A 24133-nucleotide genomic window follows, 5' to 3' on the forward strand; every position below is an offset into this window, starting at 1 on the left:
GGCCGTGGCCGCCGCGACCACGACCGCGATCACCCGAGGGTGACGCGCGCCCGGTTGACCGGGCCCGACGCGCGGGCCCTGGCCGGAGGGCTCGGCGCGGCCGGGCTGGTGGCGGTCGCGCTGGCCGCCCTGCCGTGTCTGGCGGGCTGCGGCTTCGGAGCCCTCGGGCAGAGCCCGGCGCCGCCGGACCACCCGCCGCCCCGGCCCGAGCACGCCTCGCCGCTGTCGTCGGTGCAGGCGGACCTGCTGGCCGCCGCACGCCAGACGGCGCACATGCCGGTGTTCGACCACGCCTCGCAGCCCGGCGAGAGCCACTGGTCGGTCGCGGGCGTCCGCTTCTTCTACGGCGGCTACACGATCCGCACCGCCTGCGTCGGCGACGGCACCCTGACCGCCACCGCGACCGGCGTCGGCACCTGGCACGCCCGGTGCGTACGCGACCGGGTCTCGGTCGACCAGGTCACCGAGTCCACGCAGGGCCGCCCGGTGGACTTCACCTTCACCGCGACGAAGGGCGTGCGCTTCGCGGTGGTGGCGCTCGGCTGACCGGGGCCCGCTCAGGGGCCTCGGGGTCCGGGGCGGGCCCGTCGTCGTTATCGTGGGCGGGTGAACATCTGCGTCTTCCTCTCCGCCGCCGACCTCGACGAGCGCTACACCGCGCCGGCCCGCGAGTTCGCCGAGCTGATCGGCAAGGGCGGCCACACGCTCGTGTGGGGCGGGTCGGACGTCGGCCTGATGAAGGTCGTCGCCGACGGCGTTCAGGCGGCCGGCGGGCGGCTCGTCGGGGTCTCGGTGGAGTTCCTGCGGGGCAAGGCCCGCGCGGGGGCCGACGAGATGATCGTCGCCGCCGACCTCGCGGAGCGCAAGGCGCAGTTGCTGGCCCGGTCCGACGCCGTCGTCATCATGGTGGGCGGCACCGGCACGCTGGACGAGGCCACCGAGATCCTGGAGCTGAAGAAGCACGGCCTGCACACCAAGCCGGTCGTCCTGCTCAACACCGCGGGCTTCTACGACGGCCTGCGCGAGCAGTTCCTGCGCATGGACGCGGAGGGCTTCCTGCCGCTGCCGCTGACCGAACTGGTCTTCTTCGCGGAGGACGGCGCGGGCGCGCTCGCGTACCTGGAGGAGACGGCAGGCATCCGCTGACGCGCGCTTGGGCGGGTACGGGGGGGCTGACCGCGCCACGGGTGCGCTGACGCGCGCCGGAGGCGGTGCCGGGGGCGCGGGGGTGCTGATGCGAGCATGGCCGGTATGTCCTCTCATCTGATCACCGGAGCCGGATCCGGCATCGGCGCGGCGCTCGCCCGGCGGCTGCTGGAGCGCGGCGACGACCTGTGGCTGCTGGCCCGCGACGCCGGACGCGCCAAGGAACTCGCCGACGCCTTCCCCGGCGCGCACACCCTCGTCGGCGACCTCGCCCAGCCGGAGCGGCTGTCGTGGGCGTTCGGCCACCAGGCGCTGCCCGAGCGGCTCGACTCGCTGCTGCACGTCGCGGGCGTCGCCGACCTCGGCGAGGTCGGCGAGCTGACCCCCAAGGTCTGGGAGCGCACGCTCGCCGTCAACCTCATGGCTCCCGCCGAGCTGACCCGCCTCGTCCTGCCCCAACTGCGCCTGTGCAGCGGCCACGTGGTCTTCGTCAACTCCGGCGCGGGCCTGTCCGCCAACGCGGGCTGGAGCGCGTACGCCGCCAGCAAGCACGGCCTCAAGGCGCTCGCGGACTCCCTGCGGCAGGAGGAGCACGGCAACGGGGTGCGCGTCACCTCCGTCTACCCGGGCCGCACCGCGACCCCGATGCAGGAGAAGCTCCACCAGTACGAGGGCAGGCGGTACGACCCGGCCGACTGGATCGACCCGGAGTCGGTGGCCTCGACCGTGCTGCTCTCCCTCGACCTGCCCAGGGACGCCGAGATCAACGACGTCACGGTGCGGCCGGGCCGCTGAGCCGGACGACCGGCGCGCCCGAGGGTGCGCCCCGCGCGCGCCGGTCGCAGCATGGAGGGAGAGGGAGAGTCCACACGGCCGTACCGTGCCGGAGGTGACCCGATGACCAGTCCCAGCCCCCGAGGCGCACTGGGCGCCGGTGGCGTCTTCTGGTCCTTCGCCCCCTGGATCATCTTCGAGGTGGTGGCGGGTCCGAGTACCTGGAAGTTCGCCGCCTTCGCCGCACTGATCGCCTCCGTGGTGCTCAACCTGCCGGACCTGCGCCAGGGCAGCGTGAAGGTGCTGAACGCGGCCGCGCTCGCGTTCTTCGCCGTGGTGTCCGTGCTGGCGCTGGCCCTCAGCCACCACGACCTGGTCTGGCTGGAGACGTACGCGCAGGTCATCTCCAACGCCGTGGTCGCCGTCGTCGCGCTGGGCTCGCTGGCCTTCGTGCCGTTCACCGAGCAGTACGCGCGCGAGTCCACGCCGCGCGAGATCTGGGGCACCCCCGGATTCACACACGTCAACCGCGTGCTGACCCTGATGTGGGGCCTGGTCTTCGCGGTCACCGCGGTGCTCGGGCTGGTCGCGATCCACGACACCGTCGACAGCGACTGGCTCAACTGGGTCATCCCGATCGCCCTGCTGGTGCTGGCCGTCAAGTTCACCAACTGGTACCCGCAGCACGTGCGCTCCCAGTCGATGGCCGCCCGGGCCAGGGTCGTCCACCACTGAGTACGGCCCCCGGTGGCCCGGCGCCGGGACCGGAGCATTCCGGACACCGCCTGACCGGCGACTACGCTTCCCGCGTGAACGACGAGAGCACCTTCGACACCAGTGCCCCCGCCGGCCCGGCCGACACGCTCCCGCGGCCGGCCCCGGGATCGGCCACCGGCGTGGGCTCGATGCCCGGCGACGACGTGCGCGAGGCGGTCCGCGTCGCGGTGGAGGCCGTTCCCACGCTGCCGTTCCTGCCGGAGCTGCCCGCCCGCGGCCCCGGCGCGGACATGATCGGGCGCACCCTCGGCATGCTGGTCGAGCTGTACGCGCGGGTCGAGCCCAGCGGCTGGCGGTTCGGCGACCGCCCGGGGCGCGACACCCGGCGGGCCCGGGCCTTCCTCGCCCAGGACCTCGACACGTTGGAGGAGTTCACGCAGGGCTATGAGGGCCCGCTGAAGGTGCAGGTCGTCGGGCCCTGGACGCTCGCCGCCTCGGTCGAGCTGCGGGGCGGGGAGGCCGCGCTGTCCGATCCGGGCGCCTGCCGCGACCTGACCGCCTCGCTCACCGAGGGCCTGCGGCTGCATCTGGCCGACCTCGCCCGGCGCGTCCCCGGCGCGCGGCCGGTGCTCCAGCTCGACGAGCCGTCCCTGACCGCCGTCCTGCTCGGCCGGATCCGCTCCGCCAGCGGCTACCGCACCCACCGGGCGGTCGACCGGGCCGTGGTGGAGGGCGCGCTACGCGAGATCGTCGAGACGGCGCGCGCGGCGGGCGCGGCGGTGATCGCGCACTCGTGCGCCCCCTCCGTGCCCTTCGGCCTGCTGCGGCGCGCCGGGGTGTCCGGCGTGTCGTTCGACTTCTCCCTGCTCACGGAGAGTGAGTGGGACACGATCGGGGAGGCGGTCGAGGCCGGAACGGTTCTGCTGGCCGGAGTGGTGCCGGGAACGGACACCGGGACGGGCGCCTCGGGCTCCTCGGGCTCCTCGGGCGCTTCGGCGGCGGGCGGCGGGGCGTCCGGCGCGGCGGCGTCCGGCACGGGCTCCGGATCGGGCACCGGTTCGACGCCGTTGTCAGACCCTGCCGGTAGCGTCAGTGGTGTCCGGTCGTTGTGGCGCGGGCTGGGGCTGTCGCCGGGGACTCTCGCGGAGTCCGTGGTGGTCACTCCGGCGTGCGGTCTCGCGGGTGCCTCCCCGGGGTACGCCCGCGCGGCGCTGACCCACTGCGCCAAGGCGGCCAGGACCCTCGTCGACGACCCCGAGTAGCCGACGACCATGACCCTGAGTGACCACGGCTTGCGCGGCCGCGGGCGGTAGAAGAGAGCGGAGGACCCGGCATGGAGATCCCGGCCCAGGCCCGAGAGCGGCACGCCGAACTGGCCGAGCAGATCGAGGAGCACCGCTTCCGGTACTACGTCAACGACGCCCCGGTCGTCAGCGACGCCGAATTCGACCGCCTGCTGCGCGAGTTGGAGGCCCTGGAGGAGGAGCACCCGGCGCTGCGCACCCCCGACTCGCCCACCCAGAAGGTGGCGGGCGCGTACGAGACCGAGTTCACCTCCGTCCAGCACCGCGAGCGCATGCTGTCGCTGGACAACGCGTTCGACGACGAGGAGCTGGACGCCTGGGCCGACCGGATCGCCGCCGACCTCGACGGCCTGGAGTACCACTTCCTGTGCGAGCTGAAGGTGGACGGCCTCGCGGTCAACCTCACGTACGAGCACGGCAGGCTGACGCGCGCCGCCACCCGCGGCGACGGCCGCACCGGCGAGGACATCACACCCAACGTGCGCACCATCGCCGACATCCCCGACCGCCTCGCGGGCGACCGGATCCCCGCCCTGGTCGAGGTGCGTGGCGAGGTCTACTTCCCGATGGAGGAGTTCGAGGCGCTCAACGAACGGCTGGTCGCCGCGGGCGACAAGCCGTTCGCCAACCCCCGCAACGCGGCGGCCGGTTCACTGCGCCAGAAGGACCCCCGGGTCACCGCCTCCAGACCCCTGCACATGGTGGTGCACGGCACCGGCGCCCGCGAGGGCTTCGACATCGACCGCCAGTCGCACGCCTACGAGCTGCTGCGCGAGTGGGGCCTGCCGACCACCACGCACGCGAAGGTGGTCGACTCGATCGCGGGCGTGCGCGAGTTCATCGCGTACTACGGGGAGAACCGGCACTCCGTCGAGCACGAGATCGACGGCGTCGTGGTCAAGGTCGACGAGGTCCCGCTCCAGGGCCGGCTGGGCTCCACCTCCCGGGCGCCGCGCTGGGCGATCGCCTGGAAGTACCCGCCGGAGGAGGTCAACACCAAGCTGATCGACATCCGTGTCGGCGTCGGCCGCACCGGCCGCGTCACCCCGTACGCGGTGGTGGAACCGGTCACCGTCGCCGGCTCCGAGGTCGAGTTCGCCACCCTGCACAACCAGGACGTCGTCAAGGCCAAGGGCGTGCTCATCGGCGACACCGTGGTGCTGCGCAAGGCGGGCGACGTCATCCCGGAGATCCTCGGGCCGGTCGCCGACCTGCGCGACGGCGGCGAGCGGGAGTTCGTCATGCCCGCCGAGTGCCCCGACTGCGGCACGGCGCTGCAGCCGATGAAGGAGGGCGACGTCGACCTGCGCTGCCCCAACGCCCGTTACTGTCCCGCCCAGTTGCGCGAGCGGATCTACTACCTCGCCGGGCGCCGCTGCCTGGACATCGAGAACCTCGGCTACGTCGCCGCCACCGCGCTCACCCAGCCGCTGGAGCCCGCCGAGCCGCCGCTGCGCGACGAGGGCGACCTGTTCGACCTGACCGTCGAGGAACTGCTGCCCATCCGCTCCTACGTGCTGGATCCGGACAGCGGCCTGCCCAAGCGCGACCCCAGGACCGGCGAGGAGAAGATCGTCACCTTCTTCGCCAACCAGAAGGGCGAGCCGAAGAAGAACACCCTCGCGATGCTGGAACACATCGCCGAGGCGAAGAACCGGCCACTGGCGCGGATCATCACCGGCCTGTCGATCCGCCACGTCGGCCCGGTCGCCGCCGAGGCGCTGGCCCGCGAGTTCCGCGACCTCGACCGGATCGCGGCGGCCGGCGAGGAGGAACTCGCCGCGGTCGAGGGCGTCGGCCCGACCATCGCCGCCTCCGTGAAGCAGTGGTTCGCCGAGGACTGGCACCGGGGCATCATCGACAAGTGGCGGGCGGCCGGCGTGCGGTTCACCGAGGAGGGTTCGGACGAAGGTCCGAGACCACTCGAAGGGCTCACCGTGGTGGTAACCGGAACGCTGTCGTCGTATACCCGAGATGGCGCGAAAGAGGCGCTCGTCAGCCGGGGAGCGAAGGTGACGGGGTCGGTTTCGAAGAAGACCGGATTCGTCGTGGTGGGCGACAACCCCGGTTCGAAGTACGACAAGGCGGTGCAGCTGAAGGTACCGATCCTCGACGAGGAGGGCTTCGGCGTGCTGCTGGAGACGGGTGCGGACGCGGCCCTGGAGGTGACGGTCAATCCGGCCGAGGGGTGAGGGCGGCTCACCCGATCGGCGCATACCAGACGGATGAGGGATGCAGGGTTCCATTCGGGCAACCCCGGGGGATCGCTGCCCGGGACCGGCTTTCCCGGCCTACTGTTGAGAGGCGCCCCTGCCGGGCATCAGTCTCACGCCGGGCGTGGCCGACCTGAGCGCGACCCCGGCTGTGAGAGGGACGGGCATGAAACCGACGGACAAGGCCGGACCGGCGCCGAGCCGGCGGCGGTCCGCCGCGCCGCCGGTGCCCCCGGTGGTGTTGCGGGCCGCGGTGGTCGCCGCCGCGGCGCTGGCGCTGATGGTGGGCGTCGCCCGCGTGGTGGCCGACGGCCACGCGCTCTTCCCCGGCCACGCCGCGGGCTGGGCCTTCGCCGTGCTGACCGGCGTCATCGTCGGCCACCTCGTCGCGCTCGGCCGCGACCGCTGGTGGGGTGGCACCGGCTCCGGCGCCGCCCTCACGCTCGCCGTCCTGCTGCTGTACGGCTGGATGCCCTCGGTGCTGATCAGCCTCGCCGTGGTCGTGCTGGTCGGCGCCGCCCGCCGGCACCGCTGGCGGCAGGCGCTGCTGCACGGCGCCGTCGACATCCTCGGCATCGGCGCGGCGGCACTGGTGCTGCGGCTGTTCGGCACCGTGCCCTCCGTGGAACGGCCCTGGCTGCCCGCCACCTGGACGTACTCCGCCATCCCGACGGTGGTGCTGGCCTCGCTGTGCTACCTGGCCGCCACCCGCACCCTGCTGTGGTTCACCGTCGCACCGTCCGGCGGCGGGCTGCCGACCGTGGCCAGGACCGCGCTGGTGCGGCAGGGCCTGGTCGGGGTGGCCCTGCTGGGCATCGCGCCGCTCATCGTCGCCGTGGCCGCGCAGATGCCGATGCTGCTGCCGCTGTTCGCGGTGCCGCTGATCGCGCTGGACTCCACGCTGTGGATCGCCCGCGCCCGCGCCGAGGAACAGCTGCGCGACCCGCTGACCGGCCTGCCCAACCGCCAGTGGCTGCTGGAGCGCACCTGGACCGCGCTGGACCACGCCGACCGGGGCGGGGTGCGGGCCGCGCTGGTCCTGATCGACCTCGACCGGTTCCGTTCGGTCAACGACACGCTCGGCCATCTCGCGGGCGACCGCCTGCTGTTGCAGATAGCGGACCGGCTGCGGCTCGCCCTGCCGCGCGGCGCGGAGGCCGCCCGGCTCGGCGGCGACGAGTTCGCCGTCCTGCTGCCCACCTGCGACTCCCCGACCCGGGCGCAGCGCGTCGCGCGCAGCCTGGTCGCCGCGCTCGGCTCCCCGCTCAACCTCGACGGGCTCACCCTCGTGCTGGAGGCCAGCGCCGGGGTCGCCGTCTTCCCCGACCACGCCGGCGACGCGGAGGGACTGCTGCGGCGGGCGGACGTGGCGATGTACGAGGCCAAGCAGGACCGCAGCGGCGTCGAGGTCTACGAGGCCACCCGCGACGGCAACACGCCCGACCGCCTCGGGCTCCTCGGCGACCTGCGGCGCGCCATCGACCACGGCGACGTCGAACTCCACTACCAGCCCAAGGTGCGCTTCGACGGCAAGGTCGCCGGCCTTGAGGCGCTGCTGCGCTGGGAGCACCCGGAACGCGGGCGGGTCAGCCCCGAGGAGTTCATCGCGATCGCCGAGTCCTCCGGGCTCATGCCGCAGCTGACGGACTACGTGCTGGAGACCGCGCTGGCGCAGGTCGCGCAGTGGCGGGGGATGGGCATCGAGGTGCCGGTCGCGGTGAACGTCTCACCGCGCGACGTGCACACCCCCGGCTTCGCCGGATCGGTCGCCGCCCGGCTCGCGCGGCACGGGGTCCCGCCGGGGGCGCTCCAGCTGGAGATAACGGAACACGTGCTGCTGGAGGAGCCGCAGCGGGCCGCGGACACCCTCGCCGGGCTGACCGGGCACGGGGTGAAGATGTCGCTGGACGACTTCGGGACCGGCTACTCGTCGCTGGTGCACCTGCGGCGGCTGCCGGTCAGCGAGCTGAAGATCGACCGGTCCTTCGTGGCCCGGCTGGTGGTGGACACCGAGGACGCGGAGATCGTGCGCTGCACGGTCGACCTCGCGCACTCGCTGGGGCTGCTGGTCGTCGCGGAGGGCGTCGAGGACGACGAGACGTGGGAACGACTGCGGGACCTGGGCTGCGACGCGATCCAGGGCTGGCTGGTGGCGGCGGCGATGCCGGCGGAGGAGACGACGGCGTGGCTGCGGGTGCGGGCCAAGTCCGGCTGGCACCGGGGGGAGGGGGTGCGGGTGCTGGGGGTGGACGCTGCGCGGGGTTGAGCTCTCGTTCCCCCCACCCACCCGCCCACCTGTCCGCCGTCCCCACCGTGTCCGTGGGGCTCCGCCCCTGCACCCCGAAACTCCGCAGCCGCGCTGCGCCTCCGCGCCCCTCCGCAGGTACGGCCCGCACCTTCCGCCCCGTTCGCGAGGCTCCGCCCCTGTACCCCGGCGGGGCTGCGCCCCTGCACTTCCGTGAGCCACCGCAGCCGGGCTGGGCCTCCGGGCCCCGGGCCCCTCCGCCGGTCCGAAGGTGCGGCCCGCACCTTCCGCCCGTTCGCGGGGCTGCGCCCCTGCACCCCCGTGAGCCACCGTCGCGGGGCTGCGGTTCGGGGCTCCGCACCCAGCCGGTCCCCACTTCCGTAGTGGGCAGTCGTCACGCAGGGCGGGACGGCTGGGCACTACGGCCCGCACCACGCCCCCCGCACCACGACCCCCGCGTCCCCTGCCCCCGCCCCCACGCCCCCCGTCATCCACGCCGCCTCCCCACCCCCGTAATCCATTGCGAGCCGGACGCTCGCGGAACCGTTTCGCGGCGGGTGCCCGTGCCGCCATAGGATTGGCGGCGGAAACTCATCGATAACTCACCAGAGGATCGCCACATGCCTGGCATCACGCGCGAGGAGGTCGCCCACCTCGGCCGGCTGTCGCGTCTGGAGCTGAAGGACGAAGAGCTCGACCACTTCGCCGGACAGCTCGACGAGATCATCGGCGCGGTGGCCCGCGTCTCCGAGGTGGCGGGCGAGGACGTCCCCCCGACCTCGCACCCCCTGCCGCTGACCAACGTCATGCGCCCGGACGTCGTCCGGCCGTCGCTGACCCCGCAGCAGGCGCTGTCCGGCGCCCCCGCGCAGGAGCAGCAGCGTTTCAAGGTGCCGCAGATCCTGGGGGAGGACTGACCGCCATGGCCGACCTGACCAGGCTCACCGCGGCCCAGACCGCGGCAGCGATCGCCTCCGGCGAGACCTCCGCGGTGGACGTCGCCCAGGCCCACCTGGACCGCATCGCCGCCATCGACGAGAAGGTGCACGCTTTCCTGCACGTCGACACCGAGGGGGCGCTCGCCGCCGCCCGCGCGGTCGACGCCAAGCGCGCCAAGGGCGAGGAACTCGGCCCGCTGGCCGGCGTGCCGCTCGCGCTCAAGGACATCTTCACCACCGAGGGCGTGCCGACCACCGTCGGCTCGAAGATCCTCGACGGCTGGATCCCGCCGTACGACGCCACCTTGACCCGCAGGCTCAAGGAAGCCGACGTGGTGATCCTCGGCAAGACCAACATGGACGAGTTCGCCATGGGGTCCTCCACCGAGAACAGCGCGTTCGGCCCGACCGGCAACCCGTGGGACCTCACCCGCATCCCCGGCGGCTCCGGCGGCGGCTCCTCCGCGGCGCTCGCGTCGTTCCAGGCGCCTCTGGCGATCGGCACCGACACCGGCGGCTCCATCCGCCAGCCCGCCGCCGTCACCGGCACGGTCGGCGTCAAGCCGACCTACGGCGCGGTCTCCCGCTACGGCATGGTCGCGTTCTCCTCGTCGCTGGACCAGGGTGGCCCGTGCGCGCGCACCGTGCTGGACGCCGCGCTGCTGCACGAGGCCATCGCCGGGCACGACCCGCTGGACTCGACCTCCATCGACGCGCCGGTTCCGGCGGTCGTCGAGGCGGCTCGCAACGGCGACGTGCGCGGCCTGCGGGTCGGCGTCGTCAAGGAGTTCGGCGGCGAGGGCTACCAGGACGGCGTGATGACGCGGTTCCACGAGTCCGTGGAGCTGCTGCGCGAGCTGGGCGCCGAGATCGTCGAGGTCTCCTGCCCGTCGTTCACCTACGCGCTGGCCGCGTACTACCTGATCGCGCCCTCCGAGTGCTCCTCGAACCTCGCCCGGTTCGACGCGATGCGCTACGGCCTGCGAGTCGGCGACGACGGCACGCGCAGCGCCGAGGAGGTCACCGCGCTCACCCGCGAGGCGGGCTTCGGCGCCGAGGTCAAGCGCCGCATCATGCTCGGCACGTACGCGCTCAGTTCCGGCTACTACGACGCGTACTACGGCAGCGCCCAGAAGGTCCGCACCCTGATCACGCGGGACTTCGAGCGCGCCTTCGGCGACGTGGACGTGCTGGTCTCGCCGACCACGCCGACCACCGCGTTCCCGATCGGGGAGCGGGCCGACGACCCGATGGCGATGTACCTCGCCGACCTGTGCACCATCCCTTCCAACCTGGCCGGCAACGCGGCGATGTCGCTGCCGTGCGGCCTGGCCCCGGAGGACGGCCTGCCGGTCGGCCTCCAGATCATCGCGCCCGCCCTGGCCGACGACCGGCTCTACCGGGTCGGCGCGGCGGTCGAGTCCGCGTTCACCGCCCGCTGGGGGCACCCGCTGCTGGAGGAGGCACCGACGCTATGACCGGAAAGCTGGACAAGGCCAAGGGATTCAAGAAGTCGCGGCCCGGCACCTACCTGTCCATCGGCACCACGCTCTTCGGCGCCGTGGGTGTCATCAAGCAGTTCCGCAGCGCGCGCGGCGAGAGCGACACGCTCAAGGTGATCGACGCGGTCGTGCGCGGCGCGGTCATCGTCACCGGCGTGGCCGTCCTGGTGCGCGAACTGCGGAACATGAACAGCGACGACGTCCTCGCCGACTGACGACGCGGGCTGAGAGGGAAATTTCCGTGACTGTCACTGACGACCTGGTGTCGTACGAGGACGCGCTCGCGTCGTACGACCCCGTCATGGGCCTTGAGGTCCATGTCGAGCTGGGCACCAGGACGAAGATGTTCTGCGGGTGCTCCACCGAACTGGGTGCCGAGCCCAACTCGCAAGTCTGCCCGACCTGTCTGGGGCTGCCCGGCTCGCTGCCGGTGGTCAACGCGGTCGGCGTGGAGTCGGCGATCAAGATCGGTCTCGCGCTCAACTGCGAGATCGCGCAGTGGTGCCGTTTCGCCCGGAAGAACTACTTCTATCCGGACATGCCGAAGAACTTCCAGACCTCGCAGTACGACGAGCCGATCGCCTTCAACGGCTACCTGGACGTCGCGCTGGAGGACGGGGAGGTCTTCCGGGTCGAGATCGAACGCGCCCACATGGAGGAGGACACCGGCAAGTCCACCCACATCGGTGGCGCGACCGGCCGCATCCACGGCGCCTCGCACTCGCTGCTGGACTACAACCGGGCCGGCATCCCGCTCATCGAGATCGTCACCAAGCCGATCGAGGGCGCGGGCGAGCGGGCCCCGGAGGTGGCGCGCGCGTACGTGGCCGAACTGCGCGAGCTGATCCGGGCGCTGGGCGTGTCCGAGGCCCGCATGGAGATGGGTCAGATGCGCTGCGACGTCAACCTGTCGCTGCGCCCGCACGGCACCGAGAAGTTCGGCACCCGCTCGGAGACCAAGAACGTCAACTCGCTGCGGAGCGTGGAGCGCGCGGCGAGGTTCGAGATCCAGCGGCACGCCGCGGTGCTGTCGACCGGCGGCACGATCGTGCAGGAGACCCGGCACTTCCACGAGGACACCGGCTCCACCACCTCCGGCCGCATCAAGGAGGAGGCGGAGGACTACCGCTACTTCCCGGAGCCGGACCTCGTGCCGGTCGCCCCGGCCCGCGAGTGGGTCGAGGAGCTGCGCGCCACGCTGCCGGAACTGCCGCGCCTTCGCCGGGCACGGCTGCGCGAGGAGTGGGGCATCTCCGACCACGAGATGCAGTCGGTGCTCAACGCCGGCGCGATCGATCTGATCGTGGCGACGGTGGACGCCGGAGCCCCGGCCGACCAGGCCCGCAAGTGGTGGATGGGCGAGCTGGCCCGCCGTTCCAACGAGGACGGCGTGGAGCTGTCGGCGCTGCCGATCACCCCGGCGCAGGTCGCCCGGGTCTGCGCGCTGGTGGCCGAGGGCAAGCTCAACGACAAGCTGGCCCGCCAGGTCATCGAGGGCGTGCTCGCCGGTGAGGGCGACCCGGACCAGGTCGTCGAAAAGCGGGGTCTGGCCGTGGTCTCCGACTCCGGCGCGCTCGGCGCGGCCGTGGACGAGGCCATCGCGGGCAACCCGGGCATCGCCGACAAGATCCGCGACGGCAAGGTCGCGGCGGCGGGTGCGCTGGTCGGCGCCGTGATGAAGGCCACACGCGGACAGGCGGACGCCGCCCGGGTGCGTGAGCTGATCCTGGAGAAGCTGGGCGTCCAGGGCTGACCTCGAAGTGCCATCCACGCCGTCACCTGCGCGGGTAAAAACGCCATAAGCGCGACAAAGATCGAAAAGCGGCCTTCTCCGTACGAGAGGGCCGCTTTTTCGTGTTCATGACTAACTATTGCCGATCTGTGATGAAGCCCACGAAAGGCGCAAAGGATCTCCCCGCCCTGTCAGAGTGGTGCGCTGTACGCGAAGTTCTTTGAGGGCCTTTCCCGCCGAAGGTCGCGCGGCGTTCACCCGCGCGACGCACCGGCGAAAGCTCCGCTCAAGACTGGAAAGCAGGGTATGGCCCTACTTGCTCGGTGGTGTGTGCGCCGCCGTCTCGTCGTGATCGCGCTGTGGGTCGCCACCTTCTGCGGCCTGACCGCGGCGGCCGTCGCCACCGGCTCCGCGTACTCCAACACCTACGACGTGCCCGGCACCGAGTCCGGCACCGCCGCCACCTTGATGGCCAAGGCGTTCCCCGGCCGCGCGGGGTCCAGCGACACCATCGTGTGGCACACCGGCCACGGCACCGTGCGGGCCGCCGCCGTCGAGCAGCGCATGACCGGGGCCCTCGACGAGGTCTCCCACCTGCCGGGCGTCACCGAGGTCACCGGCCCCTACGGCCACGCCGCCACCCCCGACCCGGCCGCCGGCCAGATCAGCCGCGACGGCCGCACCGCCTACGCGACCATCACCTTCGACGCCGACTCAGAACACCTCAGCGCCGCCCAGGTCCAGCGGGTCGTCGACACCGCCAAGGCGGCCGGCACCCACGACCTCCAGGTCGAACTCGGCGGCGACGCCATCGGCCTGACCCAGAAGACCGGCGGGCAGCTGTCCGAGATCGTCGGCGTCGCGGTGGCCGCCGTCGTGCTCTTCCTGGCCTTCGGCTCGCTCGCCGCGATGTTCCTGCCGATCGCCTCGGCGGTGGTGGCCGTCGGCACCGCCGTCATGGGCATCGAACTGCTCAGCCACGTCATGACGGTCGCCGACTTCGCCCCCATGCTCGGCACCCTCATCGGCCTCGGCGTCGGCATCGACTACGCGCTGTTCATCGTCACCCGGCACCGGCGCGGCCTGCGGCGCGGGCTCAGCGTCCAGCAGGCCGCCGAGAACGCCGTCGCCACCTCCGGCCGGGCGGTGTGCTTCGCGGGCGGCACCGTCTGCGTCGCCGTGCTGGGCATGTTCATCCTGCGCCTGAGCTTCCTCAACGGCGTCGCCGTCGCCTCCTCGCTCACCGTCCTGCTCACCGTCGCCGCCTCGGTGACGCTGCTGCCCGCGCTGCTCGGGGTGATCGGGACGCGGGCGCTCAGCCGCCGCGAGCGCGCCCGGCTCGCCGAGCACGGCCCGGCGCCCGACGTGCCGACCGGGCTCGCCGCCCGCTGGTCGGCGTTCGTCGAACGCCATCCCAAGCTGCTGGCGGGCGTCGCGGCGGCCGTGATGCTGGTGCTGGCGCTGCCCACGCTCTCGTTGCACCTGGGCACCTCCGACCAGGGCAACGACCCGGCCGGCTCGACCACCCGCACCGCCTACGACCTGGTCGCCAAGGGCTTCGGCCCCGGCGTCAACGGCCCGCTCCAGATCGTCGCCGAAACGCACGACGCCGCCGGCAAGGTCGCCCTCGCCCACCTGACCGACACCCTGCGCCACACCCCCGGCGTCGCCGACGTCACGACGCCCACCCCCGGCGCCGGCGGCATCGAGTCGCTCACCGTCGTGCCGACCACCTCACCGCAGTCGCAGGCCACCAGCCGCCTCATCACCCACCTGCGAAGCGACGTCATCCCGCTCGCCGAGCACGGCACCTCGCTGCGCGTCCACGTCGGCGGTGTCACCGCGGCCTACGACGACTTCGCGGGCGTCATCCTCGGCAAACTGCCGCTGTTCGTCGGCGTGGTGATCGCCCTGGGCGGCACCCTGCTGCTGCTCGCGTTCCGCAGCCTCGGCATCCCGCTGAAGGCCGCCGTGATGAACGTCGCCGCCGTGGCGTCCTCGTTCGGCGTGGTCGTCGCGATCTTCCAGTGGGGCTGGGGCAGCGAACTGATGGGCCTGGGCCGCGCCGGGCCGATCGAGCCGTTCCTGCCGGTCATCATGGTCTCGGTGCTCTTCGGGCTCTCCATGGACTACCAGGTCTTCCTGGTCTCCCGGATGTACGAGGAGTGGCTGGAGACCCGCGACAACCGCCGGGCGGTGCGCGTCGGCCTCGCCGAGACCAGCCGGGTCATCAACTCCGCGGCCGTCATCATGATCTCCGTCTTCCTCGCCTTCGTGCTCAGCGGCGACCGGGTGATCGCGATGTTCGGCATCGGCCTGGCGACCGCCGTCGCGCTGGACGCGTTCGTGCTGCGCACGCTGCTGGTGCCGGCCCTGATGCACCTGCTCGGCGGCGCCAACTGGTGGCTGCCCGGCTGGCTCGAGCGCAGGCTGCCGCGCCTGAGCATCGAACCACCCGGCACTGAGGCGGTCACGATGCTGCCTAAGGTGCCCGCGCCCCGGGTCGGCGAGCTGCCTAAGGCCCCCGACCCGCACTAGCCGCCCCGCCTAAGGGGCACGACCGAACGGAGATCGGGCAGTCGCCCGATGCGGCGCACCCCCCTGGGGAACGAGTCTTGAGGCAGTCGGGAACACCGGTTCCCGGCCGTCACGCGACGCCGTCTTCCCAGGGGGAACCATGTACTACCACGAGGCCCAGCTGCGCTACCGCGAGTCCGAGCTGCGCGCGGCCGCCGAACGGGCCCGGATGCTCCACGAGGCCGTGAACGCCGACTACGAGGTGGAGGCCGAATCCGCCCAGGGTCCGCGGGCCGCCAAGTCCCGCCGCCGCGGCGGCGGTTCACAGCACCACGGCCGGGCGTCGGGGGACTCGGCCGTGGCCCGGTTGCGGTCCAGACTGCGGATCGCCGCCTGAGGCGGGTGAGCGCTGTGACGGTGACCGTCGTGGACATGCCTGGACCTGCCGCGTTGTCCGACCCCTGTGGGATGCTCGGACCTGTGCAGACCCAGTCCGTGTCCCCGGTGTTCGTCGGTCGCGCGGCCGAACTGACCGCGCTTGAGACAGCGCTCGCCCGTGCCACCGCCGGCGAGCCGCAGGCCGTGCTCGTCGGCGGCGAGGCCGGGGTGGGCAAGACCCGGCTCGTCGAGGAGTTCCTGTCCGGCGCCTGCCGGTCCGGGGCGGTCGTCGCGGTCGGCGGCTGCGTCGAAGTCGGCGCGGACGGGCTGCCGTTCGCGCCCGTCGCCACCGCGCTGCGCGCCCTGCACCGCAGGCTCGGCGACGAACTGGCCCGCGCCGCCGCCGGACAGGAAGGCGAACTCGCCCGCCTGCTCCCGGAGCTGGGGGAGACCACCCGCGAGGCGCACGACCAGGAGGGCAGGGCCCGGCTGTTCGAGCTGACCGCCCGCCTGCTGGAGCGGCTGGCCGCCGAACGCACCCTGATCCTCGCCATCGAGGACCTGCACTGGGCCGACAGCTCCACCCGCGAACTGCTCGCCTACCTCTTCCGCTCGCTGGACGCCGCCCGGCTGGTCATCGTCGCCACCTACCGTTCCGACGACATCCACCGCCGCCACCCGCTGCGCCCCTTCCTCGCCGAACTCGACCGGATGCGCACCGTGCTGCGCGTCGAACTCGACCGCTTCAACCGCGACGAGGTGCACGCGCAGATAACAGGCATCCAGGGCGCCCCACCGGACAGCGCCCTGGTCGACCGGGTCTTCGCCCGCTCCGAGGGCAACGCGTTCTTCGTCGAGGAACTCGCGTGCAGCATCGCCCAGGGCTGCCGCACCGGACTGAGCGAATCGCTGCGCGACCTGCTGCTGGTACGCGTCGAGGCGCTGCCGCCCGACGCCCAGCGCGTCGCCCGCATCCTGGCCGAGGGCGGCTCCGAGGTGGAGTACGCGCTGCTCGCCAAGGTCACCGGGCTCGGAGAGGACGACCTGATCGAGGCGCTGCGCGGCGCGGTCGGCGCCAACATCCTGCTGCCCACCGCGGACGGCGACGGCTACCGCTTCCGGCACGCTCTGGTGCGCGAGGCGGTCGTCGACGACCTGCTCCCCGGCGAGCGCTCCCGTCTCAACCGCCGCTACGCGGAAGCCCTGGAGGCCGACCCCGCGCTGGTGCGCTCCGCCGAGCGCGCGGCGCGGCTGGCCAGCTACTGGTACCACGCGCACGACCCCGCCAAGGCGCTGCCCGCGGTGCTCGCCGCCGCCGTCGAGGCACGGCGGCGGTACGCGTACGCCGAGCAACTGCGCCTGCTGGAGCGGGCGTTGGAGCTGTGGGAAGAGGCTCCGAGGGAACTGCGGGAGTCCCAGGACCCGTTCGACTACGGCCTGGACGTCTACCCGGCGTGCGGCGGGGCCGACGAGGGCCCCAGCTTCACCGACCTGCTCGCCGAGACGGTCGTCGCCGCGTACCTGGCCGGTCGCCGCGAGCGGTCCCTGGCCATCAGCAAGCGCGCCCTGCGCCTGCTCGACGACGGCCGCGACCCGCTGCGGGCGGCCTGGTTCTGGACGCAGCGCTCCCGGGTGATGGAGGGACTCGGCCGCGGTGACGGCTGGGCGGAGCTGAGCCGCGCCCAGGAGCTGGTCCGCGGGCTGCCGCCGTCCGCCGTGCACGCGGAGGTGCTCGCGCTGGTCGCCGGCTGGGGCATGATCCATCAGCCGGGCCCCGACGCCTACGCGACCGCCGAGCGCGCCGTGGAACTCGCCCGCCTCGTCGGAGCCGAGGGCATCGAGCTGCACGCCCGGCTCACCCTCGGCACCCTCATGGTCGACTCCGGGGACGTCGAGGGCGGCCTCGCCGAGATGGCCGCCGTGTGCGCCAGGGTCGTCGAACTCGGCACCGTGAGCGTGCTGGGCCGCTGCCACGTGAACTACGCCTCCGCACTGGAGTCGGTGGGCAGATCGGCGCAGGCCGTGGAAGTGGCCACCGAGGGCATCGCCGTGCACAAGCGGTTCGGGTTGGTCGAGTCCCTCGCGTGGGCCTACTCGAACAAGGCCGATTCGCTGTTCGCGCTGGGACGCTGGGACGAGGCCGAGGAGTTCGCGACCAAGGCCATGCGGCTGGCCACCAACGTGATGCCCCGGGCGAGCGTCCACTTCCTGCTCGCCGACATCGCCTTCGGTCGCGGCGAACTCGACCGTGCGGAGGCGCAGTTGGCGGCCCTGCGCGAGGACGAGGAGAAGAACGGCACGCGGCCGGAGCACGCCGTGTGGAGCTCCCGCCTGGCCATCGCGCTCGCCGGCGCCCGCGGCAGGATCGCGCAGGCGCGCGAGACGCTGGGCCGGGTGGTGGAGCGGGGTTTCCCGTCCGGGGGGCACCGCTACGCCTGGCCGTTGCTGCTGGCCGCCGCCACCGCCGAGGCGGACGCGCGCGGACTGCCGGGGGCCGAGGAGGGGCGGGACGCCGTGCTGCGGCGGATCGCCAAGGCGGCGCGGGCGCTGCCGCAGCCGGTCGCGCTGTGGCGGGCGTACGGGCTGCTGGTCGAGGCCGAACTGCGCCGGGCCGACGGCCGCGACCGGGTGGCGGACTGGGCCGCGGCGGCTGCCGCGTTCGAACCGCTGGAACGCCCCCACCTGCTGGCGACCGCCCGCCACCACTGGGCGCGGGCGCTGCTCGCCGACGACCAGGCGGCGCGCGACCTCGCCGGGCGGTTGCTGGCGCAGGCGCACGAGAGCGCGGAGCGCCTGGGCGCCCGACCGCTGCGCGAGGCGGTCGAACTCCTCGCCCGGCGCGCACGCCTGCCGCTGGGGCGGATCCCGCAGGCCCCGGCGGAGGATCTGGGCCTCACCCCGCGCGAACGCGACGTCCTGCGCCTGGTCGCGGCCGGCCACAGCAACCGGCGGATAGCGGAGGAGCTGTTCATCTCCCCGAAGACGGCGAGCGTCCACGTCTCCAACATCCTGGCCAAGCTGGGCGTCTCAGGCCGAGGAGAGGCGGCGGCCCTGGCGCACCGCCTGGCCCTCTTCCCTGACGTGGAACGAGCGGCGGCGGGCTGATCGCGCGGTTCCGCGGCGGCGCAGACGTGACACTCCGCAGCACAGGACCCGTCGCGCGATCAATCCCACGACCCCCGTGCCGAAGGCAGCCCCGCCAGCTCCCGCACGTCCTCCTCCGTCAGCCGCACCCGCGCGGCCCCCGCGTTCTCCACCGCCCACCGCTCCCGCTTCGCGCCCGGCACCGGGATCACGTGCGGGCCCCGCGCGAGGACCCAGGCCAGCGCGATCTGGGCCGGCGTCGCGCCGTGCCGTTCCGCGACGCGGCGCAGGCCGACCACGATCGACTGGTTGGCGGCCATCATCTCCGCCGTGAAGCGCGGGTGCCGCGCCCGTACGTCGTCCTGCTCGAAGCCCTGCCCCGGCGTCAGCGTCCCGGTGAGGAAACCGTTCCCCAGAGGCATCGCCGCCAGGAAGCCGACGCCGCGCGCCGCGCACCACGGCAGCAGGGCCGCCGCGGCCCCCGGCGCCCACACCGACAGCTCCGCCTGCACGCACGAGACCGGGAACACCTGCTGCGCGCGCTCCAGCTGACGCAGGGCCTGCGCATACGGGGCGGACGCGGTCCTGCGGCCGCGGCCCGCGCCGCCCGGCTCCAGGACGCACAGCCCGAGCGCGCGCACCTTGCCCGCGGCGACCAGTTCGGCCATCGCGCCCCAGGTCTCCTCGACCGGCACCTCCGGGTCGACGCGGTGCAGCTGGTACAGGTCGATCACGTCGGTCTGCAACCGCCGCAGCGACGCGTCGCACGCCCTTCTCACGTAGCCGGGACGGCCGTTGGCCACGAGATGCTGCTCGCCGACGAGCAGCCCGCACTTGGTGGCGACGAACGCCTCCTCGCGCCGCTCCTTCAACACCCGCCCCAGCAGCAGCTCGTTGGTGAACGGCCCGTACATGTCGGCGGTGTCCAGCAGCGTCACGCCCGCGTCCAGCGCCGCGTGCACGGCGCGCAGCGACCGCTCGCCGTCCCGCTGCGAGGCGGTGTAGGCCCAGCTCATCGGCATGCAGCCCAGTCCCACCGCGCCCACTTCGAGAGCGGACGCACCGATCGTCCTGCGCTCCACCTGGCCTTGCCTCCTCGCATCCCCCCGCACCCGCCGGACCACGGTAACGCCCCGCCACGACACCCCCGTCCCCGGCGCCGACCCCCGCCCCTGGCTTAGCCTCGCCTCATGGCCGACTCCACCGCTGACACCGCGCCCGACCAGCACCCGACGGTCTGGCTGCCCATCCCGCCCGACCGCCTGCCGGGGCTGCCCGAAGGGCCCGAGTACCTCCACTGGGACGGCGAGGGCGACTTCCCCGGCGACCCCGTCGGCGTCGACTTCTACGTGCCGCCGTACATGAAGCCCCCGCAGGTGGTCACGCGCCCGCTGCGCCACGGCGCACGCCCGCGCGTGGTCCAGACGCTCACCGCGGGTGTCGACAACGTCCTCGACGCGATCCCGCCCGGCACGGTGCTGTGCAACGCCCGCGGCGTCCACGAGGCGAGCACCGCGGAACTCGCCCTCACTCTCACCCTGGCCTCGCTGCGCGCCATCCCGCGCTTCGTGCGCGGCCAGGACGCGGAGCGCTGGTACGCGGGCGTCTACCCGGCGCTCGCCGACCGCACGGTGCTGATCGTCGGCTACGGGGCGATCGGCGCGGCGGTCGAGGACCGGCTCACGCCGTTCGAGTGCGCCGTCGTACGGGTGGCGCGCACGGCGCGCGAGACGTCCAGGGGAGTGGTGCACGCCATCGCCGAGCTACCCCAACTGCTTCCGCACGCCGATGTGGTGATCCTCACGACCCCGCTCACCGACGCCACCCGCCACCTGGTGGACGCCGGCTTCCTGGCCCGCATGAAGGACGGCGCGCTGCTGGTCAACGTGGCTCGCGGACCGGTGGTGGAGACCAAGTCCCTGCTGGCCGAGCTGGAGTCGGGCCGGCTGCGCGCCGCGCTGGACGTCACCGATCCCGAACCGCTTCCGCCCGGCCACCCGCTCTGGCACGCGCCGGGCGTGCTGATCAGCCCGCACGTCGGCGGCAGCACCTCCGCCTTCCAGCCGCGCGCCGAGCGCCTGATCCGCGCCCAGCTGCGGCGATTCACCACCGGAGAGCCGCTGGAGAACGTCGTCACGACCGGGTGAGCGCCCCCTCGAACTCACCCACAGGCGCCGAACGAACGCGCTCCGCAACCGCCATCATCCGCCCGGTTACGCTCAGTACAGCTGCTATGTCCCTGTGTGACCGCTCTGGTGTATCGTCCCGAGCGGGGGTGCGTCGACCGGACCGCTAACGGCCGTCGACCACCGGATGAAGAGTCTGGAGAGCCCGGGCGGGACGCCGGTCCGGCCCAGGGCGCGAGGGGGATGACGGGCGATGTACGGCCTATGGACACCAACACCGGTACGCAGGAACCGACGCCTCCGCCACGCGGTGCGCGGCGGCCACCGGGTACGCGGGCGGGGTACGGCGTGAGTGCGTCGGGGGCGTTGCTGCCCGGCCCGGCGGGAGGCGGCCGGGTGGGCCTGCTGCCCCAACTCCTGGTCGCCATGGTCTGCGGCGGGTACGCGGCCGGGGCCGCGCTCGACTGGGGCACCCCGCCGCTCGCCGCGTTCATGGGCGACTTCGGGCTGGCCGCCGCGGGACTCGCCGCCTGTGTGTCGTGCCTGTGGTACGCCCGCACCGTCCCGGGGCCCAACCGCCCCGCGTGGGTGATGTTCGCCGTATCCTCCGCCATGCTCGCCGCGGGCAACGGGACCTGGGGCTGGTACGAGGTCGTGCTCGGCGTCAAGTCCATGCCGCACGTCTCGCCCGCCGACTTCTGCTTCCTGCTCTTCGCCCCGCCGGCCATAGTGGGACTGCTGGTCCTCGCCAAGCGCCCGGTGACCAGGGCCGGCTGGGTCTGCATCGCGCTGGACGCGTGGCTGATCGCGGGCTCGCTGCTGACCCTCACCTGGAGCCTGGCGCTCGCGCACGACGCCGGGCTCGACGGCCGCGGCAAGGCGCACATGGCCCTCGCGCTGGCCTACCCGGTCTTCGACATCCTGCTGGTCTCCCTGGTGCTGGCGCTGCACTTCCGCCGCTCCGCCGCCGACCGCCCCGCGGTCAACGCGGCCATCACCTCACTGGCGCTGACCGTGCTGTGCGACGCCGTCTACACCTCGCCGCTGCCGCGCCGCGACTACCATTCCGGCCAGATTCTGGACGCGGGCTGGTTCGCCGCCAGCATGCTCATGGCGTACGCGCCCTGGGTCGGCCACCGCGGCGCGCCGCCGCCGCCACCGCGCCGGGTGCGCCCCGAGCGCAAGGCCGCCGGATCGCTCGGCGCCCTCACCCCGTACCTCGCCGCCGCCGTGTGCACCCTGGGCATGCTCTACAACGTCCTCGGCGGTCACAAGATCGACCGGGTGGTGCTCATCACCGGCTGCACGGTGGCGCTGGTGCTGGTGGTCCGCCAGGGCATCATGCTCCTGGACAACATCGCGCTCACCCAGGAACTCGCCCAGAAGGAGAACCACTTCCGCTCCCTGGTGCAGGGTTCGAGCGACGTCATCATGATCGCCGCCCCCTCCGGCGTGCTGCGCTACGTCAGTCCGGCCGCCAAGGGCGTCCTGGGCCGCGACCCGGACTCCATGGTCGGCACCGAACTCGCCTCCCACATCCACCCCGAGGACCTCGGGCGGATGCTGCACGAGGTGCGCCGCTTCCTCGCCGCGCAGCCGTCCGACGAGCCCGCCACCCGCATCGAGTGCCGGGTGCGCTCCGGCGACGGCGGCTGGCTCAACGTGGAGTCCACCGTCAACCGCTACCAGGGCGGCCTGATCTTCAACAGCCGCGACGTCACCGAACGGGTGCGCCTACAGGCCCAGTTGCAGCACAACGCCTCCCACGACCCGCTCACCGACCTGCCCAACCGCGCCCTGTTCACCGAACGCGTCGGGCACGCGCTCGGCGGGCGCCGGGCCGGCGACGGCGAGGCGGCCGTGCTCTACATCGACCTCGACGGCTTCAAGGCCGTCAACGACACCGTCGGCCATCAGGCGGGCGACGAACTGCTGATCCAGGCGGCGCGCCGGTTGCAGGACTCGGTCCGGGCCGGGGACACGGCGGCACGGCTGGGCGGCGACGAGTTCGCCGCCCTCATCTGTGGCGGCACGGGCGATCCCCAGGTGCGCGAGCGGCAGATAGTGGAGATCGCGGAACGGCTGCGGCTGACGCTCTCCGAGCCGTACGTGGTCTCGGTCGGCGGCCGCAAACCGGGCGGCGACGGGCCCATGGAACACGGCGCCCCCGAAGGGCGGCGGGAGGGCAGGACGCAGGTGCGGGTCGCCGCCAGCATCGGTGTCGCCTTCGCCACCCCCGGCATCACCTCGGCCGAGCTGATGCGCAACGCGGACCTCGCGATGTACCGCGCGAAGTCGGCCGGGAAGAACCGCGTGGAGCTTTACGCGCCGCAGATGCAGAGCGAGGTGGCGCACCGCGCGGAGCTGGCCGCCCGGCTGCGCAGCGCGCTGCGCGACGGCGAGTTCACGCTGCTGCACCAGCCGGTGGTGGACCTCGACAGCGGTGACGTCGACACAGTCCAGGCACAGGCCCGCTGGCGCAGCGCGCAGGGCATCCTGTTCACGCCCGCCGAGTTCCTGCGCTTCGTGGACGCCGGGTCCGCCGACGGCGCCGAGCGCTCCGAGGTCAGCAGATGGCTGCTGGAGGAGGCCGTCGAACAGGCCGCCGCCCGGCACCGGCTGGGCCTGCGGGTGCCCGTGTGCGTGCCGGTGCCCGCGCGCAAGCTGCTCAGCCGCGAACTGCCGGTCAAGCGGCTGGAAGCGCTGCTCGACCGGCACGAGCTGCCGCCGGACGCGCTGATCGTGGAGGTCTCGGGCCACGATCCGCGCATCCCGCTGGACGAGCTGGAACGCAGACTCGGCGCGCTGCGCAGACTCGGCGTGCGGATCGCGCTGGGCGGACTGGGCACCGGGTATGCCGGGATGGTGGCGCTGCGGCGGCTGCCGGTGGACGTGCTCAAGCTGGACCGGTCCTTCACCGAGGGCGTGGTCGAGTCCGCCAGGCTGCACAAGATCACCTCGGGCCTGCTGCGGATCGCCCGCGACCTGGGACTGCGGTCGGTCGCCGAGGGCGTGGACCGGCCCGACCAGGCGGTGGCGCTGCGCGAGATGGGCTGCACCCACGGCCAGGGCATGGCGTTCGCGGGGCCGCTGGACACCCCGCGGCTGCACGGCTGCCTGCTGCGCGGGAGCTTCCCCGTCCCGGGCGGACCCGGGCGTGACGTGGTCACCGCGGGCGCCGGGGCGCTGCCGGTCAGACGAGGGGGCACGGCCGGACCCGACCCGCTGGCCAGCCCTCCCTTGCGCTCACATCATGAGACGTCCGTCCCACCCACTTGACACGTGGGCTGTGACGGGAGGATGGTCGGTGCCATGCGCACCCGAATTCTCGTACTTGGACGGCGCGTCGGCTGACCGGGGCCTCATCACCGCCCCGCGACAAGCACCGGCGCGCTTCCCCTCGCTTGCCTTCTGGCACGAGGGGTTTTTTGTTGCACTGGCACCCACCGCCCCCTCC

At 73.2% G+C, this 24133-nt stretch carries 17 protein-coding genes; 16 read left to right on the forward strand and 1 reads right to left on the reverse strand.

Translation table 11 applies throughout. The annotated features are described in order from the left end of the window. Positions 1 to 54 precede the first annotated feature (54 nt). From CK485_RS19670 to CK485_RS19735, 14 genes are all read left to right on the forward strand, one after another. The gene (locus CK485_RS19670) at positions 55 to 546 is read left to right on the forward strand and encodes a hypothetical protein (protein WP_146214559.1); all 492 of its coding nucleotides are present in this window, start codon (positions 55 to 57) and stop codon (positions 544 to 546) included. Between the two features lie 60 nt (positions 547 to 606). Continuing rightward, positions 607 to 1146: a TIGR00730 family Rossman fold protein gene (locus CK485_RS19675; protein ID WP_109452349.1), complete on the forward strand. Its 540-nt coding sequence runs from the start codon at positions 607 to 609 to the stop codon at positions 1144 to 1146. Positions 1147 to 1251: 105 nt separating this feature from the next. Next, complete coding sequence (locus CK485_RS19680) at positions 1252 to 1941, forward strand: SDR family oxidoreductase (RefSeq protein WP_199239395.1); 690 nt, start codon at positions 1252 to 1254, stop codon at positions 1939 to 1941. A gap of 102 nt (positions 1942 to 2043) precedes the next feature. Further along, positions 2044 to 2655: a hypothetical protein gene (locus CK485_RS19685; RefSeq protein WP_109452353.1), complete on the forward strand. Its 612-nt coding sequence runs from the start codon at positions 2044 to 2046 to the stop codon at positions 2653 to 2655. 170 nt (positions 2656 to 2825) lie between these two features. Then, positions 2826 to 3899 (forward strand): methionine synthase, encoded by a 1074-nt coding sequence (locus CK485_RS19690; RefSeq protein WP_241968495.1) that lies wholly within the window; start codon positions 2826 to 2828, stop codon positions 3897 to 3899. A 71-nt stretch (positions 3900 to 3970) separates the two neighbouring features. Then, complete coding sequence (ligA, locus tag CK485_RS19695) at positions 3971 to 6133, forward strand: NAD-dependent DNA ligase LigA (RefSeq protein ID WP_109452357.1); 2163 nt, start codon at positions 3971 to 3973, stop codon at positions 6131 to 6133. A gap of 187 nt (positions 6134 to 6320) precedes the next feature. Further along, on the forward strand, positions 6321 to 8420 hold the full coding sequence (locus tag CK485_RS19700) for a bifunctional diguanylate cyclase/phosphodiesterase (RefSeq protein WP_109452359.1): 2100 nt from the start codon (positions 6321 to 6323) through the stop codon (positions 8418 to 8420). A 599-nt stretch (positions 8421 to 9019) separates the two neighbouring features. Beyond that, complete coding sequence (gatC, locus tag CK485_RS19705) at positions 9020 to 9316, forward strand: Asp-tRNA(Asn)/Glu-tRNA(Gln) amidotransferase subunit GatC (protein ID WP_109452360.1); 297 nt, start codon at positions 9020 to 9022, stop codon at positions 9314 to 9316. A gap of 5 nt (positions 9317 to 9321) precedes the next feature. Beyond that, positions 9322 to 10815 (forward strand): Asp-tRNA(Asn)/Glu-tRNA(Gln) amidotransferase subunit GatA, encoded by a 1494-nt coding sequence (gatA, locus tag CK485_RS19710; protein ID WP_109452362.1) that lies wholly within the window; start codon positions 9322 to 9324, stop codon positions 10813 to 10815. Further along, complete coding sequence (locus CK485_RS19715) at positions 10812 to 11054, forward strand: hypothetical protein (protein ID WP_109452364.1); 243 nt, start codon at positions 10812 to 10814, stop codon at positions 11052 to 11054. Before gatA ends, CK485_RS19715 begins: the two co-directional genes overlap by 4 nt. 26 nt (positions 11055 to 11080) lie before the next feature. Continuing rightward, a complete protein-coding gene (gatB, locus tag CK485_RS19720; protein ID WP_109452366.1) occupies positions 11081 to 12592 on the forward strand; it encodes an Asp-tRNA(Asn)/Glu-tRNA(Gln) amidotransferase subunit GatB in 1512 nt (503 codons plus the stop codon). A gap of 285 nt (positions 12593 to 12877) precedes the next feature. Next, on the forward strand, positions 12878 to 15109 hold the full coding sequence (locus tag CK485_RS19725; protein ID WP_109452368.1) for an MMPL family transporter: 2232 nt from the start codon (positions 12878 to 12880) through the stop codon (positions 15107 to 15109). A gap of 139 nt (positions 15110 to 15248) precedes the next feature. Continuing rightward, a complete protein-coding gene (locus CK485_RS19730) occupies positions 15249 to 15485 on the forward strand; it encodes a hypothetical protein (protein ID WP_109452370.1) in 237 nt (78 codons plus the stop codon). A 71-nt stretch (positions 15486 to 15556) separates the two neighbouring features. Continuing rightward, a complete protein-coding gene (locus CK485_RS19735) occupies positions 15557 to 18571 on the forward strand; it encodes an AAA family ATPase (protein WP_109452372.1) in 3015 nt (1004 codons plus the stop codon). 59 nt (positions 18572 to 18630) lie between these two features. Here the strand turns inward: CK485_RS19735 and CK485_RS19740 are convergent, their stop codons facing one another. Beyond that, positions 18631 to 19632 (reverse strand): aldo/keto reductase, encoded by a 1002-nt coding sequence (locus CK485_RS19740; RefSeq protein WP_109452374.1) that lies wholly within the window; start codon positions 19630 to 19632, stop codon positions 18631 to 18633. Positions 19633 to 19740: 108 nt separating this feature from the next. On the opposite strand from CK485_RS19740, the gene CK485_RS19745 reads away from it, so the two are divergent. Both CK485_RS19745 and CK485_RS19750 read left to right on the forward strand, forming a co-directional pair. Next, on the forward strand, positions 19741 to 20697 hold the full coding sequence (locus tag CK485_RS19745; protein WP_109452376.1) for a 2-hydroxyacid dehydrogenase: 957 nt from the start codon (positions 19741 to 19743) through the stop codon (positions 20695 to 20697). 327 nt (positions 20698 to 21024) lie between these two features. Further along, entirely contained in the window at positions 21025 to 23955 is a 2931-nt protein-coding gene (locus CK485_RS19750) for an EAL domain-containing protein (protein WP_199239396.1), read from the forward strand. The last annotated feature ends 178 nt before the right edge of the window (positions 23956 to 24133 follow it).

It is taken from the genome of Streptomyces sp. ICBB 8177, assembly GCF_003144095.1.
Taxonomy (GTDB): Bacteria; Actinomycetota; Actinomycetes; order Streptomycetales; family Streptomycetaceae; genus Streptantibioticus_D.

Coding starts and splice junctions, on each gene's coding strand:
- CK485_RS19680 (WP_199239395.1), top strand. CDS start 1,252: ATGTCCTCTCATCTGATCACCGGAGCCGGATCCGGCATCGGCGCGGCG.
- CK485_RS19685 (WP_109452353.1), top strand. CDS start 2,044: ATGACCAGTCCCAGCCCCCGAGGCGCACTGGGCGCCGGTGGCGTCTTC.
- CK485_RS19690 (WP_241968495.1), top strand. CDS start 2,826: ATGCCCGGCGACGACGTGCGCGAGGCGGTCCGCGTCGCGGTGGAGGCC.
- ligA (WP_109452357.1), top strand. CDS start 3,971: ATGGAGATCCCGGCCCAGGCCCGAGAGCGGCACGCCGAACTGGCCGAG.
- CK485_RS19700 (WP_109452359.1), top strand. CDS start 6,321: ATGAAACCGACGGACAAGGCCGGACCGGCGCCGAGCCGGCGGCGGTCC.
- gatC (WP_109452360.1), top strand. CDS start 9,020: ATGCCTGGCATCACGCGCGAGGAGGTCGCCCACCTCGGCCGGCTGTCG.
- gatA (WP_109452362.1), top strand. CDS start 9,322: ATGGCCGACCTGACCAGGCTCACCGCGGCCCAGACCGCGGCAGCGATC.
- CK485_RS19715 (WP_109452364.1), top strand. CDS start 10,812: ATGACCGGAAAGCTGGACAAGGCCAAGGGATTCAAGAAGTCGCGGCCC.
- CK485_RS19725 (WP_109452368.1), top strand. CDS start 12,878: ATGGCCCTACTTGCTCGGTGGTGTGTGCGCCGCCGTCTCGTCGTGATC.
- CK485_RS19730 (WP_109452370.1), top strand. CDS start 15,249: ATGTACTACCACGAGGCCCAGCTGCGCTACCGCGAGTCCGAGCTGCGC.
- CK485_RS19735 (WP_109452372.1), top strand. CDS start 15,557: ATGCTCGGACCTGTGCAGACCCAGTCCGTGTCCCCGGTGTTCGTCGGT.
- CK485_RS19745 (WP_109452376.1), top strand. CDS start 19,741: ATGGCCGACTCCACCGCTGACACCGCGCCCGACCAGCACCCGACGGTC.